Here is a 14511-nt window from a genome sequence, read left to right as displayed (position 1 = left end):
CTCATTTGCTCGCCGGGGTTGATATTCAGCCTCGTCGCCGCAGCGAATGCCCGGGTAGCTCAGGGGTAGAGCAGCGGATTGAAAATCCGCGTGTCGGTGGTTCGATTCCGCCCCCGGGCACCATTCGCTGATAAGAGGGAACTCAGATCGTATGTCCCGCCGCTCCAAAATCTACGAAGGCAAAGCCAAGGTCCTCTATGAAGGCCCTGAGCCAGGCACGATCATCCAGTATTTCAAGGATGATGCGACCGCCTTTAACGCCGAGAAAAAGGGTACGATCAACGGCAAAGGCGTAATCAACAATCGCATTAGCGAGCATGTGTTCACGCGCCTTTCGCACATTGGCATCCCAACGCACTTCATTCGCCGCCTCAACATGCGCGAGCAATTGGTGCGTCAGGTCGAGATCATCCCGATCGAAGTGGTGCTGCGCAATGTTGCCGCTGGCTCGATCTGCAAGCGTTTGGGCCTCGAAGAAGGCGAACCGCTGCCCCACACCTTGATCGAATACTATTACAAAGACGATTCGCTTGGCGATCCTCTGGTCGCGGAAGAGCATATCGCTTGCTTCAACTGGGCCAGCCCAGAGGAAATGCAGGACATTTCGTCGATGGCGATCCGCATCAACGATTTCCTTTGCGGCATGTTTGCAGCGATCGATATTCGCCTCGTGGACTTCAAGCTTGAGTTTGGCCGCCTGTTCGATGGCGATTACAGCCGCGTCATCCTTGCCGATGAGATCAGCCCTGATGGCTGTCGTTTGTGGGATATGGCATCGGGTGAAAAACTCGACAAGGACCGCTTCCGCCGCGATCTGGGCGGCGAAGAAGAGGCCTATCGCGAAGTCGCGCGCCGCCTTGGTCTGTTGCAGGGTGAGGACAATGCTCCGGGCGAAGTGCTCGACATGTCCAGCCACCGCTCACGCCTCCGCGGAACGCCTCCGATCAAGAAATAAGCTGACATACAGATTCCAGCCTCTAGTCTCATCAGCCTTGAGAGAGGACTGAGAGACCAACCCTTGATGAGTTTTGGAACCCGCGCGATTGCCGCTGGTCTGTTGTTGCTATCGCCTGCTGCACCCTTGCTTGCGCAGAGCCCGCAAGCCGAGATCAGCGAAGTCACAGCACCGCAGCCACTTTGGCCCTTTGAGGCCAGCGATATTCCAGTTGATCCTGATTTTGTGTTTGGCCATCTGGACAACGGGATGCGCTACATCCTGCGCGAAAACGCAACGCCCGAGGGGACAGCCTTGGTGCGGATGCGGATTGGGTCGGGCTCGCTTGAAGAAACCGATGAAGAGCGCGGTCTTTCGCATTTCCTCGAGCATATGGCCTTTAACGGCTCCACAAAGATTCCCGAAGGAGAGATGGTCCCCCTGTTGGAGCGCGAAGGCCTTGCCTTTGGCGCGGACACCAACGCGACGACCGGCTTTGAAGCGATCACCTATATGCTCGATCTTCCCCGCAATGACGCGGAGCTGCTCGGCACGGCAATGATGCTGATGCGCGAGACGGCGAGCGAGTTGACCATTGCACCAGAAGCCGTCGAACGCGAGCGCGGCGTTATCTTTGCAGAACGGCGGGACCGGCGCGGATATGCGCAGCGTGCGCGCGAGGACGGGTTCGAGTTTATCTCTCCGGGCGCGCGCTATGTAGAGCGGCTCCCCATAGGCGCGCTTGAGGTGATCGAAAACGCGACTGCCGACGATCTCCGCAGACTTTACGAGCGCACATACACACCTTCGAACACGGTCCTGATCATTGTCGGCGATTTTCCGGTCGAAGCGATGGAAGCAGCGATCCGCGAGTATTTCACTGATTGGGCGCCAGCCCCGGCGCCGTCTGAACCGGTGAGCGGCCCGGTTGACGTGACGCGCAAAGGCACAAGCGATGTGTTCCTTGATCCCGCTTTGTCCGAAAGCGTCACGCTCACAATGCTCGCGCCATATATTGATGAGCCCGATACAATCGCACGGCGCAAAGCGTCGCTGCTTCGCGGAATTGCCTATGGCGTGATCCGCAGGCGTCTCTCGCGATTGGCGCGCTCTTCCGAGGCTCCGTTCCGGGCTGCACGCTTCTCCCAAGGGTCAATCTTCGAGAATGCGCGAACCAACACACTCGCCATCGCTAGCGAAGACGGCAAATGGCGTGATGGCATGCTTGCAGCGGTACAGAGTGTTCGCGAGGCCGCAGTGTATGGCTTTACACAGAGCGAAATCGACGAACAGCTCGCCAATATCCGCACATCGCTAGAGAACCGCGCGGCAGGCGCGGACACTCGCGCGAACAGCTTTTACGCTGCCGCTGCGATCAATTTGATCTCGGACGAAAGCGTCCCAACCACACCGGAATTCCAGCTCGCCATGTTCAATGAGATGGAAAGCGCAATAACGCCTGACGCGGTGCTAAACGCCTTTCGCGAACGGCTTATTGAGTTTGATGAACCTCTAATCCGGTTTCAGGGTCGAACCGCCCCTGATGGCGGCGAAGAAGCCTTGCGCAGTACCTTCGTGGAGGCGATGGCCCTGCCCATTGCCCCCCCTCAAAAGGAAAGCGCCAAGGCCTTTGCATACAGCGACTTCGGCAAGGCCGGCGAGGTCATTTCGGACACCCGTGATGAACGTTTGGGCTTCCGCTACATCACCTTTGCCAACAATGTCCGCCTGACGCTCAAGACCACAGACATTCGCGAAGATCGGGTCGCGTATCGCCTGCTGCTTGACGGCGGCTCGTTGATGAATACTCGCGATGATCCCTTACGCACCTATCTTATCGGCTCGCTTTCTGCAGGCGGGCTTGGTCAGCATAGCCGCGACGAGTTGCAGACCATTTTAGCAGGGCGCAGTGTTGGTTTCAGCGCTTCGAACACAGCCGAAGCTTTCAGCTTCACAGGGGCGACAACACCGCGCGATTTGTCCCTGCAGATGCAATTGCTCACTGCTGCCCTTACCGACCCGGGCTACCGACCGGAGGGCATCGAGCAATTCAAACGCGGCATCGACAATTACTTTCAGACATTGAGATCCACCCCGTTCCGCAGCCTCGGCAATGCATCGGGCGCAATCCTTTCGGATGGGGATCCCCGGTTCAGCCTGCGGACCCGTGACGAGTTCTTCGCGCTTAGCTTCAGCCAGCTGGACAAAGCCATTGGCGACCGGCTCGCATCAGGTGCCATAGAGCTCTCGTTGGTGGGTGACTTCGATGAAGACGAAGCCATTGCCAGCGTTGCAGCAACGCTGGGCGCATTGCCCGCGCGAGAACCGGAATTCCGGATGCGAAACGAGGCGCGGGTCAGAGCGTTTACATCCAAACGTACGCGGCACTTCCTCACCCATACAGGTGAAGCGGATCAGGCGCTTTTCCGTTTGGTCTGGCCCACCAATGACGACAGCGACTTTACCGAGGAGTTGCGTCTTTCCTTGCTCGCAAGGATGGTGCGGATCGAACTGACGGACCGGCTACGAGAGGAGCTGGGTCAGGCCTATTCGCCCACTGCGTCAAGTTCGATGAGCAAGGTCTATCCTGGCTATGGCACGTTTACACTGACGGCCTCGATTGATGTCTCGGAATTGGATGCCGCCCGAAGCGCGGTCGATACCATGATTACTGACTTGCGGGAAAAGCCGATTGATCCCGACCTTATCCAGCGCGCCCGCCAGCCCCTGTTAGAGGCATATGACAATGCTCTGAAATCGCTTGGTGGATGGTTGCAGCTTGCTGATCGTGCCCAAAGTGAAGGGGACCGTTTGGAGCGCTGGTTTGCAGGACCAGACACATTGCGCGCGATTACTGCCGAAGACATCAGCGAGGTGGCCAACAAATATCTCATGGCCGGAAGCGCGGTCGAATTTGTGGTTCTGCCCGAGGGCGCAAACGCGCAAGACGACAGCGTAATCGCCTCTCCTTAAGCGGGCAAAAGAAAGGCTGACAGGTCGCCTCCTGCCAGCCTACCCAATGAGTTAGTACCCTTTGGAAGCGCAAGCGCTAGCGCAAAGCCAACCACAGACCAAGCCCCCAATCCATACCAGCCCACGGTTGAAACAAGCTGCAATCCAAAGCGACCCGTCTTGTTCGCGGGTGATTGTGCAGGTCCTCGAGATTGCACCTGAGGTATCAGACGCTATAGGCGTGGAATCAGAGACAACAATCGCCTCTCCGGCCTCAAGCTCTAGGACACACAGCCCTATGAAAGTTCGCATCCTCGTCCGTCTAAAGCCCGGCGTACTCGACCCACAGGGTCGCGCGGTGCACCACTCGCTCGATGGCCTCGGATTTGAAGGCGTCGAAGATGTTCGTATCGGACGAATGATCGAGATGGATGTGGCAGATGGCACATCTGACGAAACGCTCACCAAAATGTGCGAACAATTGCTCGCCAATATGGTGATCGAAAACTTCGCAATCGAAAAGCTCGATGACGAGAAGGAACCTGCCTGATGGGCTTTAAAGCAGGCGTCGTTACGTTTCCCGGCTCCAATTGCGACCGCGATATGGCGGTGGCCCTTGAAGCGGTTTCAGGGGAACCAGCCGTTCGGATCTGGCATGGCGATGCCGACCTTCCGGAAGGTCTCGACTTTATCGCGCTTCCCGGCGGGTTTTCTTACGGCGATTATCTGCGCTCTGGCGCAATGGCCGCTCGCAGCCCTGTCCTACGCGCCGTAGTCAATGCAGCCGAGCGCGGGGTTCCGGTTCTTGGCGTGTGCAACGGCTTTCAGGTGCTGACCGAAAGCGGTCTTTTGCCCGGAGCTCTCATGCGCAATGCGGGTCAGACCTTTGTCTGCCGCACGGTTGATCTGGAAGTCGCAAACACCAGCTCGATGTTCACTCACGGGTTTAAAAAGGATCAGACCTTGCGCATCCCTGTGGCGCATCACGACGGCAATTATTTTGCAGACGATGCGACGCTCGATGCACTTGAAGGCGAAGACCGCGTGGCATTTCGCTACAGAGATAACGTCAATGGATCACAGCGCGGCATTGCCGGCGTGCTTAGCGCCAATGGCCGCGTCCTTGGCATGATGCCGCACCCTGAACGCGCGATTGAACCGGCTGCTCACCCTTCCCTTGGCGGAGAAGATGGCAGAGCCTTGTTCGAGAACGTAATTGGCAGCCTAGTGGCCGCTTAGGCCCGTTTTACCGGCGCCCATTTCTCATCAAATAGCCGCCTCGCGTCCATGGCTGGCATTGGTCGTCCGAAATAGTAGCCCTGGATCTTGTCGCACCCTAGGTTGCGGATGAGCTCGGCTTCTTCTGCGTTTTCCACTCCCTCGGCTGTGGTCGTCATTTTCATGCTCTTGGCCATAGCGACAACCGCATTGATGATTGCAAAGCTCTCGTTGCTGCCTTGGGATGCGCCTTGGACGAAGGTGCGGTCCACTTTGATGGTGGAGAAGCGCAGCTTGCGTAAGTAGCCGAGCGAGGAATAGCCCGTTCCAAAGTCGTCCAGTGCGATAGAGCAGCCAAGCGCCATCGCCTGTTCAAGCGCGTTGCGCGCAATGCTCGCGTCGCGAAGGAAGATACTCTCTGTCACCTCGATCTCGAGCCTTTCGGGGCGAAGGCCACTTGCCGAAAGTGCGTCAACAATCTCCTGATGGAAGCCCGGCTCAAGCAGCTGTTCGGGCGAAACGTTGACGTTGACCTTCACATGCTCTGGCCAGTTGCGGGCTTCGAAGCAGGCTTGGCGAAGAACCCATTTGCCGATCGGCACGATTAGGCGCGTGTCTTCGGCAAGCGGAATAAACTTGCCGGGGCTTACGAAACCATGCTCGGAACTATTCCAACGCACAAGCGCCTCAAAGCTTACAATGCTCTCGTTCCGGGCATCAACGACGGGCTGGTAATGGAGAACAAACTCATCAAGTCCCAGTGCCTTGCGCAAGGAGACTTCCAACTGACGGCGTTCTTCGGCTGATGCGTGCAGGTTTGGTTCAAACCGGCAATGCTCGCCGCCGCCTTGGTCTTTGGCGCGGTACAAGGCAAGGTCGGCATTGCGCATCAATTCCTCAACCGTTCGGCCATCACGCGGGCCGATCGCTGAACCGACACTGGCTCCGACATAGAGGGTATGATGGTCGACCAGATACGGCTCCGACAGACTTGAGATAACCCGGCGAGCAAGACCGCGAAGATAATTCAAATCGCTTGCATCGCGGATCACAACGGCAAATTCGTCACCGCCAAGGCGGCCCACGATGGCGTTGTCACCCATAAGCGCCTGAAGCCTTGCCGAAACCTGGGCAAGCAGCTTGTCGCCGGTCATATGCCCTAAGGAATCGTTGACCGACTTAAACCGGTCGAGGTCGATCATCATCATCGCACAGCGGGTGCGCCAATGCTGTGCGTACTCGAGCGCATCGCCCAATGCCTCGGTCAGCATCAAACGGTTGGGCAGCGAGGTTAACGTGTCATAGCGCGCAAGATATTCGATCTTTTCAGAAGATGCGCGCTGCTCGGTGACATCCGAACCCACTCCGCGAAAACCTGTGAACTTGCCGCGCTCGTCACGAATAGGTGTGCCAGAAAGCTCCCACCAGCGCTCGACGCCCTTGATCGATACCTGGACAAAAAGGTTGGCAAAATTTTCACGATTGCGCAGCTTTTCGGCAAGCTCGTGAAGGCTGGGCGGAAACTCTCCGCTTTCCCATTTGTCGCCTGCAATCAGGGCAAGAAGCGGTTTGCCTTCCACCTCGGCATCTGACGCGTTGAGAGCAAAGGCGAAACGCGGGCTAACCGATTGGAGACGGCGACGGGTGTCGATTTCCCAGAGCCAGTCAGCCTCGTTTTCCTCAAACTCGCGAAGAAGCAGTGACACCACATCCTCTTTTTCGGCAATGACGCTTTCGGCAATGCGGGCACTCAAATGTGACCGTCCGACTTCTACTGCGCCAAGCATGGTGCAGATGGTGAAAAGGACGATCCCGCCAGAGATTACCCAATCCCCGGTAAGCGCAAATGGCACCGCCGCTCCGAGGCCGTTGAGCGCGGTCACGATCATCATGTTGAAGGGCGTAGTTGTATAGAAATAGACCCGCGCTGCCATCAACAATAGGACGATCACCAACACCGTGATGGCATTTTCGTTCGGCCCGAAAGGTGCAAACGCCCAAAGCGGGATAAGCCAGAGCATGGCGGTCGCGATTGCGAGGATCGAATGTATTCGAGACTGGAACGATTTGGCGTTCTTGCCTGTGACTGATGGAGTGCGGCGATCCATCCATGTGCCGTAGATTTGTGTTCCGACAAGCGCTGTGAACCACACACCAAGCGAAATTGGCGGTACCAGGCCGACAAACATCTGCACCACGAACAAACCGACCAATGAATGCACATAGGCACGGTGGAATGTCAGCCGCCCCAGATCGCGTTTTTCCAACCCTCTCAGACGCGACCAATCGCTTTGGCCTTTTTCAGAAAAGCCAAGGACGGTCGAAGTGGGCATTTCCTGGACCACTGGAGGGGTTGTTAAGGCATTCGGTTCGCTCACGGATCAGTGGTTAACCCACAAAGGTTATGACACTGTAAAGTCTGGGGCACTAATTACAGGAAAAATTCAGGCGCAAACCGCCGGATTTCTGCGGCTATTCGACTGTTACCGATTTCGCCAGATTGCGCGGTTGATCAACGTCTGTGCCTTTAACCACTGCGATGTGATAGGCCAGCAATTGAACAGGGATTGCATAGACCAATGGGGCGATGAGAGGGTGTACAACCGGCATCTCTATCGTCGCCAGGCAACCCTCGCCCGCTTCCTCAATTCCCGCCGCATCAGAGATCAAAACGACCTTGCCGCCGCGCGCGCGCACCTCTTCCATGTTTGAGACAGTCTTCTCAAACAAAGGGCCAGAAGGCGCGATAACCACCACAGGCACGTCATCATCAATCAGTGCGATGGGTCCGTGTTTCATCTCGCCAGAAGCATAACCTTCTGCATGGATGTAACTGATTTCTTTAAGCTTTAGCGCACCTTCAAGCGCCAATGGATAATCCTGCCCTCGCCCCAGATAGAGCACATCGCGGGTCTGAGAGAAAAGGGGCGCCAATGCAGCGATATCATCGTCATGGTTCAGCGCTTCGTTGAGCGCAGCAGGGGCTTCGAGCAAGTGCTTGACCACATCGCGCTCTTCATCACGCGACAAACGCCCTTTTTTGACCGCCATATGCGCCGCCAAAGCGGCAAGAACCGCCAATTGGCAGGTAAACGCCTTGGTCGAGGCAACCCCGATTTCGGGCCCGGCATGGGTAGGCAGAAGAAGGTCGGCTTCGCGCGCCATGGAACTGGTTGGTACGTTGACCACCACCGCAATCACCTGGCCGTTATCCTTGCAATGGCGAAGCGCGGCTAAAGTGTCGGCGGTTTCCCCGCTTTGCGAGATGAACAGCGCCAAGCCGCCGTCTTCAAGCACGGGATTGCGGTATCGAAACTCGCTTGCCACATCGATATCGACGGGCACGCGCGCAAATTGCTCGAACCAATACTTGGCGACCAATCCGGCGTAATAGGAGGTGCCGCATGCAACGATTGTCAGACGGCGAATGGCCGACAGATCAAAGTCGAACTGGGGCAGCGCAACCGACACATCTTCGCGCCGCAAGTAAGAGCTCAAAGTTTGCGCGACTACAGTGGGTTGTTCGAAAATCTCTTTTTGCATGAAGTGGCGATAATTGCCCTTCTCAACCGCAGCAGCAGAGGCGCCTGATGCCTGAATGGCCCGTTCAACCGGCTGATTCTCCGCGTCGAAAATCTGCGCGCCCTCTTTGGTGACGACGACCCAATCGCCCTCTTCCAGATAGGATATCCGCTGTGTCAAAGGCGCAAGGGCAAGCGCATCTGAGCCCAGATACATCTCACCTTCGCCATGTCCAAGCACAAGCGGTGAACCAAGGCGTGCGCCAATAAGAAGGTCAGGGTTCTGGCGAAAAGCAATCGCAAGCGAGAAGGCGCCGCGCAGCTTTGGCAAGACTTCGGCCACGGCTTCTCGCGGCGATGCGCCCTTCTCGATGCGTGAGGAAATCAGGTGCGCGACAACTTCGGTGTCGGTCTCGCTCACATAGGTGCGGTTTTCGTCTTTCAGCTCATCACGAAGCGATTTGTAGTTCTCGATGATGCCATTGTGCACAAGAGCGAGCTCTTCGGTCGCGTGAGGGTGCGCATTGGCAGCCGTAGGCGCTCCGTGGGTTGCCCAGCGCGTGTGCGCGATGCCCGTTGTCCCTGCCGCAGGATCGTTTTCGAGCACACCCACAAGGTTGAGCAGCTTTCCTTCGGCACGCCGTCGGACCAGTTCGCCATCATGCAGCGTGCAAACGCCCGCGCTGTCATAACCGCGATATTCCATCCGCCTGAGCCCATCGACCAGCCGGTCTGCCACAGGAGTTGAACTCACGATCCCGATAATGCCGCACATATTCTGCCCATTTCTCTTGAGTTAGCGCGTGGCCTTCAAACCAGGCGCACAGTGCCCCTTACTTACAAAGCTTGAACAAGACTTGAAGGGAAAGCTGACCATTAACGTCTTATTTTTACACGCCCCTTTTTTCATGGCTAATGCCAATCGCGCGCTCTGGTTCAATCATCATGGTTTACGATTGCTTAAACACCCCCCGCTAGCACAGCAAAGACACAAGGACGCGCGCATGCATGTGACGGGCGTCTTTAAGGGGCAAGACACAAACCATGAAGCTAATCATCCAGATACCCTGCCTGAACGAGGCCGACGTGCTTCCAGAAACGCTGGCAAAGCTGCCGCGTAGTCTGAAGGGTGTTGATACAATTGAGTATTGCATCATTGATGATGGCAGCTGTGATGATACAAGCGGCGTCGCAAAACGCTGGGGAGTGCAGCATGTTGTGCGTCACCGCAGAAACCGCGGCCTTGCAGAGGCGTTTCGCAGCGGGATCGACAAATGTTTGGCTGAAGGCGCGGACATCATCGTCAACACCGATGCCGATGGACAATACGAAGGCGCCGACATCGCCAAGATCGTGGCACCAGTTGTCGCAGGCGAGGCCGACATCTGCATTGGCGACCGCTCGGTTGGCAACAACGCGCATTTTGGCGCAGGCAAGCGCCTCCTCCAGCGTCTGGGCTCTTATGTCGTTCGCACCTTGTCAGCGACAGATATTACCGACGCGGTAAGCGGATTTCGCGCGATCAGCCGCGATGCAGCACAACGTATCAATATCACCACCGATTTCAGCTATACCACCGACATGCTGATCCAGGCGGGGCGCAAACGGCTCGCGATCACCAGCGTGCCGATCCGCACCCATGCGGCAACACGGCCCTCGCGCCTGTTCAAATCCATCCCGAAATTTATCCAGCAGACCGGCGTTACCATCCTGCGCGCCTACACCACGTTTAATTCCTTGCGTGTGTTTGTAGGGCTTGGATTGCTGGCAACGTTTCTGGGCATCTTCCCGATTGCCCGCTTCCTATGGTTCTTTGTGACCGGTGATGGCGAAGGCCATATTCAGTCGCTTGTGATTGGCGGCGCGCTTTTGACAGTGGGCGTGCTCGTTTCGGTCCTTGGCATTCTGGCAGACCTTATCGCCACCAATCGCAAACTGCTTGAAGCAAACATGCTCAAACTGCGGCGGATCGAGGAAAAGCTCATCGCTCAGGAAAAGCCCAGTGGCTCAGGCTCATCGGACTTTGAGCCAGAGGTCATTGCGCCGCGGAAGGTTTCGTGAGCGAGATTGCCTTAAAGGGTTGGTCCAGGTCAGACGGACAGGCGGACACCACGACGCGCGCGATCATCATCGCGCTCGTTTTGGTTTTGTGCCTGCAATTGGGCCTGGCCTTTACAAAAAGCGTCAATTGGGACGAATTCTTTCACTTCAGCCAAATCCACGCCTCCTGGCGGGGCGAGGACGTCGGCGGCTTTTTACAGCGCCCGTTTGTGCCGCTCTTCAGCTGGGTTCCTTCCCTTGGCGGCAGCAATATCGAGAATATCGAGCTCGTCCGGTCGCTGATCGCGCCCTTCGAGCTTTTGTTGGTGGCCGCAATTATAGCCGTTGCAGCTAAGCTCACCGATTTCAAAACAGCGCTTCTTTGTGGGCTTGCCTATGCGACCGCGGGCTATGCCTTTACGCAAGGTTTGGCCCTGAGAGCAGATGTGATCTCGGCATCGCTCGTGATGAGCGCGCTCGCAATCGGGTTCCACTTGCGGCTTGGCCCTTTAACTCTTGCGGCGATGGTGGTCCTGACCGGGCTTGCCTTTGTCGCGAATATCAAAGCGGTTTTGTATCTCCCGGCGTTCATCGCCTTAGCAATTGTGCGCTGGGATGATCTCAAGCGCTGGATATGGCTGGTGCCTATCGGCGGCGCGGTCGGCCTTGGCGCTTTGGCGCTGTTTGCCCCTGACATCCTTGCGATGCTGGCAAAGAAACTCGATAACTCATTTGACCGTATGTTTGGAGGCGGTCTCCTCCCGCAAGCGATGCACTGGGTGCGCCAATCGGCGATGGCCTCTGTCTTCACGGTCCTGTTGATCGGCTTTGTCGTGTGGCTTTTCAAAGGTCGATCGAGCCAAAAGCCGGCTCTCGCTCTCCTTGCCCTGCCTGCTTTGTGGCCCGTGATCTATTTCAACGCCTATCCCTATTTCTTCGCCTTCATCCTGCCCCCTGTCGCAGTCGCCATTGCCCCTGTGATCAAGATCGCTTCTGAGCGTTACGGAGCGCTTGCACTCACTGCGATCTTTACGCTCAATGCCGCAGCGCTTTTCCTGATGGAGCCGCGCAGCGTGCAGGCCAATCAGGTAGAAGTACAGGAGTTGGTGAGCGCAGCCTTCCCTTCCCCTGTCGCCTATATCGACGAGAGCGGGATGATCGGCGACTTCCCCCGCGCTGTGCCGCAATTTGCCTCTGGCTGGGCGCTTTCAAACTACCTGAAAGATGGCGAGCCGATCTATTCCCAAGCGGTCATGTCGCAAAACGTGCCCTTCGTCCTCACCAACAGTTTGACGCTGCACAATGCCTTTTCAGGTGCGCCTTTTGGCGAGCGTCTGCTTCCCCAGGACGAAGCTGTCTTGCGCGGCAATTACATCCGGCACGCAGGAATTGTGATGGTCGCTGGCAAGCATTTCGAGGCAGACAAAACCGTGAAGGCGGAACTCGTCGCCGTGCCGGGCCAATACCGTGTGGAAGGCGACGCGATCTCCATCAATGGCGACCTTTATGTGGTCGGAAGCATCGTCATGCTCGAACGCAAGCGCTATGACTTTGCCAATATGGGTCAGGGTCAAGCAACCTTACGCTGGGCTTCGGCCGGCGAACCGCAATCGAGCGATATTACATTCCTTGATCTGTATTCGGGCTATTAAATGATGGCATCGACACATCATCATGATGCGGTGGTTCAAAAGACCAAGGCGATGTCACCTCATATCCTTTTCATCACTCGCAAATGGGGGCCTGCTGTCGGCGGGATGGAGACCTATTGCGAGCGATTGACCGAAGAACTTTCAAAAATCGCGTCCATCCAAGTGATCGCATTAAAGGGTCAGAACAATGGCCAGCCGCCCGGCATTTTGTCGCTTCTGTTGTTCCCGTTCACTGTTCTGGGCGCACTTCTGCGCCAGAAAAGCGCGCCCGCTGTCATCCATCTCGGGGATATGGCCATCTGGCCATTGGGGATCATCGCCTTGGCTTTCGCTCCCAAGGCAAGCGTAGTCATTTCCGCCCACGGGACAGATGTCGCATTCGGTGCGCGGGGTGGTTTCAAGGGCGGGCTATACAACGTCTATATGAAGCTGGGCGCATCGCTTCTCAAACGCGCCAAAGTCATCGCCAATTCGCGCGCGACAAAGCTACGGCTCAATGGGATTGGCTGGCAGTGCGACACCGTAGTGCCTCTCGCGACCGACTTGCGTGCTCCCATACATGCCGATTTCGACGCGAAGCAATTGCTCTTTGCAGGCCGTCTGGTCACACGAAAAGGTTTGGGATGGTTTGTGCGCGAAGTGGTTCCCCTGCTTCCCAACGACCTGCGTGTTGCGGTTGCCGGTACCCCTTGGGACGAAAGCGAAAACACCGCTTTGAATCATCCTCAGGTCGATTTTCTCGGGCCTGTCTCCCAAAGCGAGCTTGCCCAGCGTTTTGCAAAAGCAGGCTGCGTGATCATCCCCAATATTGACCCTGACAATGGCGAATACGAAGGCTTTGGCCTTGTCGCCTGCGAAGCGGCAAGCGCGGGCGGGCTTGTCCTCGCGGCAAGGACCGGGGGCTTAACCGATGCGGTGCAAGACGGCCAAACGGGGTTCTTGATTGAGGCAGGACACCCGCAAAAATGGGCTCAAGAGATCGGCCAGGTGCTCGCTATGTCACACGAAGAGCGCGCGCAGTTTCTGTCGTCTTCCCAAAAACTTGCCCAAGACTACTACTCCTGGACCCGCGTCGCGGCACAGACCGCTCTTGCCTATCAGTCAGCTTCCTAGGACGCTCGCTGGCGGAGGCTCTTAATAGCTGTCATCGGATCGTGAAAAGCAGCTCTAGCAAGGTAGGGTAAGTGCTTTCGGCCATACCAGAGAAATGCGGTCAAAGCCTTTGGGGATGATAGGCCCCCTCCCCTCGAAAGAGCGGCATCTGCCAACAAACCTGCAACGGTCGTTCGTACCCATCTAGCGTGCATCGCACTGGGCGCAGCGGCGCAATCATGGCGAACCAAGGCATCTGCTGCTGACACCGCTTCGCGAATGGACTCGTGATTTGCCTTCAGTTCGTAACTGAACATAGCCATCAAAGGCTGAAGCTTTGTAAGTACATCTTTTGGCAAGCGGGATGCTAAATTCGCCCGTCCGATCCGGGCGCAATTTTGAGCCTGTTCATGGCGTTTTGCATGGGTGATCGCGCCCTCATGGCGGCGGTACTTCATAAGGATTTCAGGCAACCGCCGTGTCGGACCGATAGCGGCAAGCCGGCTCCAAAGCTCATAATCCTGTGCTGTCTTATAGCTTTCATCATAGAAGATTGGCGCATCACCATCAGGGCATCGCCTGAAGAAAAAGGTGGGGTGTGGCCCGGGCGGGTTCCACCCGAGGAGCCAGCGCACTTGCCAGTCATCGAGCGACTCCGAGCGCTTGCCCAAAACACGGCCATCGCCGTCGATCATCTCGAAATTGGCAACCACGCCGACTTCTTGCGGGTTTTTGGAGAGGTGCTCATATTGTACTTTGAGGCGGTCGAGTAGGCACACATCATCGGCATCAATCCGGGCAATGAAATCACCGCGAGCGTCCTCCAATCCGCGGTTAAGCGACCGTGTCAGGCCGAGATTGGTCGGATTGGAGAGGATCCGGATGCGATCATCTCTGGCTGCAGCCGACGACAATATCGCAGCTGTCTCATCGCTCGACGCATCATCAACAATCACAAATTCATAATCATCAAAGCTCTGGGCCGCGACGCTTTCCAGAGCCTGCTTCAGGAACGCCTCGCCATTATGGACAGCCATTAGAACGGTAATCGCTGGGCTGTGCATTATCTTACCTTGATGAACGTGCTGCGGATGATTCGTAA

Annotated in this window: 10 protein-coding genes and 1 tRNA gene; 8 read left to right on the top strand and 3 right to left on the bottom strand. The window is 56.7% G+C overall.

The window, feature by feature from the left end:
- Nucleotides 1–48 precede the first annotated feature (48 nt).
- The 5 genes from AC0V6Q_RS01685 to purQ all read left to right on the top strand — a co-directional run bounded on the left by AC0V6Q_RS01685 (nt 49) and on the right by purQ (nt 5125).
- Nucleotides 49–123: transfer RNA gene (locus AC0V6Q_RS01685), tRNA-Phe, on the top strand.
- Between the two features lie 28 nt (nt 124–151).
- The gene (purC, locus tag AC0V6Q_RS01680; RefSeq protein WP_486166709.1) at nt 152–955 is read left to right on the top strand and encodes a phosphoribosylaminoimidazolesuccinocarboxamide synthase; all 804 of its coding nucleotides are present in this window, start codon (nt 152–154) and stop codon (nt 953–955) included.
- Nucleotides 956–1021: 66 nt separating this feature from the next.
- Nucleotides 1022–3907 carry a M16 family metallopeptidase gene (locus tag AC0V6Q_RS01675; RefSeq protein ID WP_486166708.1) on the top strand — a complete coding sequence of 962 codons (2886 nt, stop codon included), beginning with the start codon at nt 1022–1024 and terminating at the stop codon, nt 3905–3907.
- Between the two features lie 277 nt (nt 3908–4184).
- Nucleotides 4185–4436: a phosphoribosylformylglycinamidine synthase subunit PurS gene (purS, locus tag AC0V6Q_RS01670; RefSeq protein ID WP_486166707.1), complete on the top strand. Its 252-nt coding sequence runs from the start codon at nt 4185–4187 to the stop codon at nt 4434–4436.
- A complete protein-coding gene (gene purQ / locus AC0V6Q_RS01665; RefSeq protein WP_486166706.1) occupies nt 4436–5125 on the top strand; it encodes a phosphoribosylformylglycinamidine synthase subunit PurQ in 690 nt (229 codons plus the stop codon). Before purS ends, purQ begins: the two co-directional genes overlap by 1 nt.
- Here purQ and AC0V6Q_RS01660 read toward each other — a convergent pair.
- A complete protein-coding gene (locus AC0V6Q_RS01660) occupies nt 5122–7437 on the bottom strand; it encodes a putative bifunctional diguanylate cyclase/phosphodiesterase (RefSeq protein WP_486166705.1) in 2316 nt (771 codons plus the stop codon). The two genes, purQ and AC0V6Q_RS01660, sit on opposite strands and share 4 nt — an antisense overlap.
- A 139-nt stretch (nt 7438–7576) precedes the next feature.
- Nucleotides 7577–9400, bottom strand: coding sequence for a glutamine--fructose-6-phosphate transaminase (isomerizing) (gene glmS / locus AC0V6Q_RS01655; protein ID WP_486166704.1), 1824 nt, complete (start codon nt 9398–9400; stop codon nt 7577–7579).
- A gap of 269 nt (nt 9401–9669) precedes the next feature.
- Between glmS and AC0V6Q_RS01650 the strand changes: the two genes are divergently transcribed.
- Genes AC0V6Q_RS01650 through AC0V6Q_RS01640 form a run of 3 tightly spaced genes read left to right on the top strand, consistent with a single transcriptional unit; the run spans nt 9670 to nt 13430 of the window.
- On the top strand, nt 9670–10686 hold the full coding sequence (locus AC0V6Q_RS01650) for a glycosyltransferase family 2 protein (RefSeq protein ID WP_486166703.1): 1017 nt from the start codon (nt 9670–9672) through the stop codon (nt 10684–10686).
- Nucleotides 10683–12317, top strand: a complete 1635-nt coding sequence (locus tag AC0V6Q_RS01645) for a hypothetical protein (RefSeq protein WP_486166702.1) — start codon at nt 10683–10685, stop codon at nt 12315–12317. Before AC0V6Q_RS01650 ends, AC0V6Q_RS01645 begins: the two co-directional genes overlap by 4 nt.
- A 51-nt stretch (nt 12318–12368) precedes the next feature.
- Nucleotides 12369–13430: a glycosyltransferase family 4 protein gene (locus tag AC0V6Q_RS01640; RefSeq protein ID WP_486166701.1), complete on the top strand. Its 1062-nt coding sequence runs from the start codon at nt 12369–12371 to the stop codon at nt 13428–13430.
- On the opposite strand, the gene AC0V6Q_RS01635 is transcribed toward AC0V6Q_RS01640, so the two are convergent.
- Nucleotides 13427–14473, bottom strand: a complete 1047-nt coding sequence (locus AC0V6Q_RS01635; protein WP_486166700.1) for a glycosyltransferase family 2 protein — start codon at nt 14471–14473, stop codon at nt 13427–13429. The genes AC0V6Q_RS01640 and AC0V6Q_RS01635 overlap by 4 nt on opposite strands.
- Between the last annotated feature and the right edge of the window lie 38 nt (nt 14474–14511).

The sequence above is a fragment of the Erythrobacter sp. S227 genome (assembly GCF_057364925.1).
The sequence above is the reverse complement of the archived record's forward strand: the minus strand, read 5'-3'. Positions and strand labels throughout refer to the sequence as shown.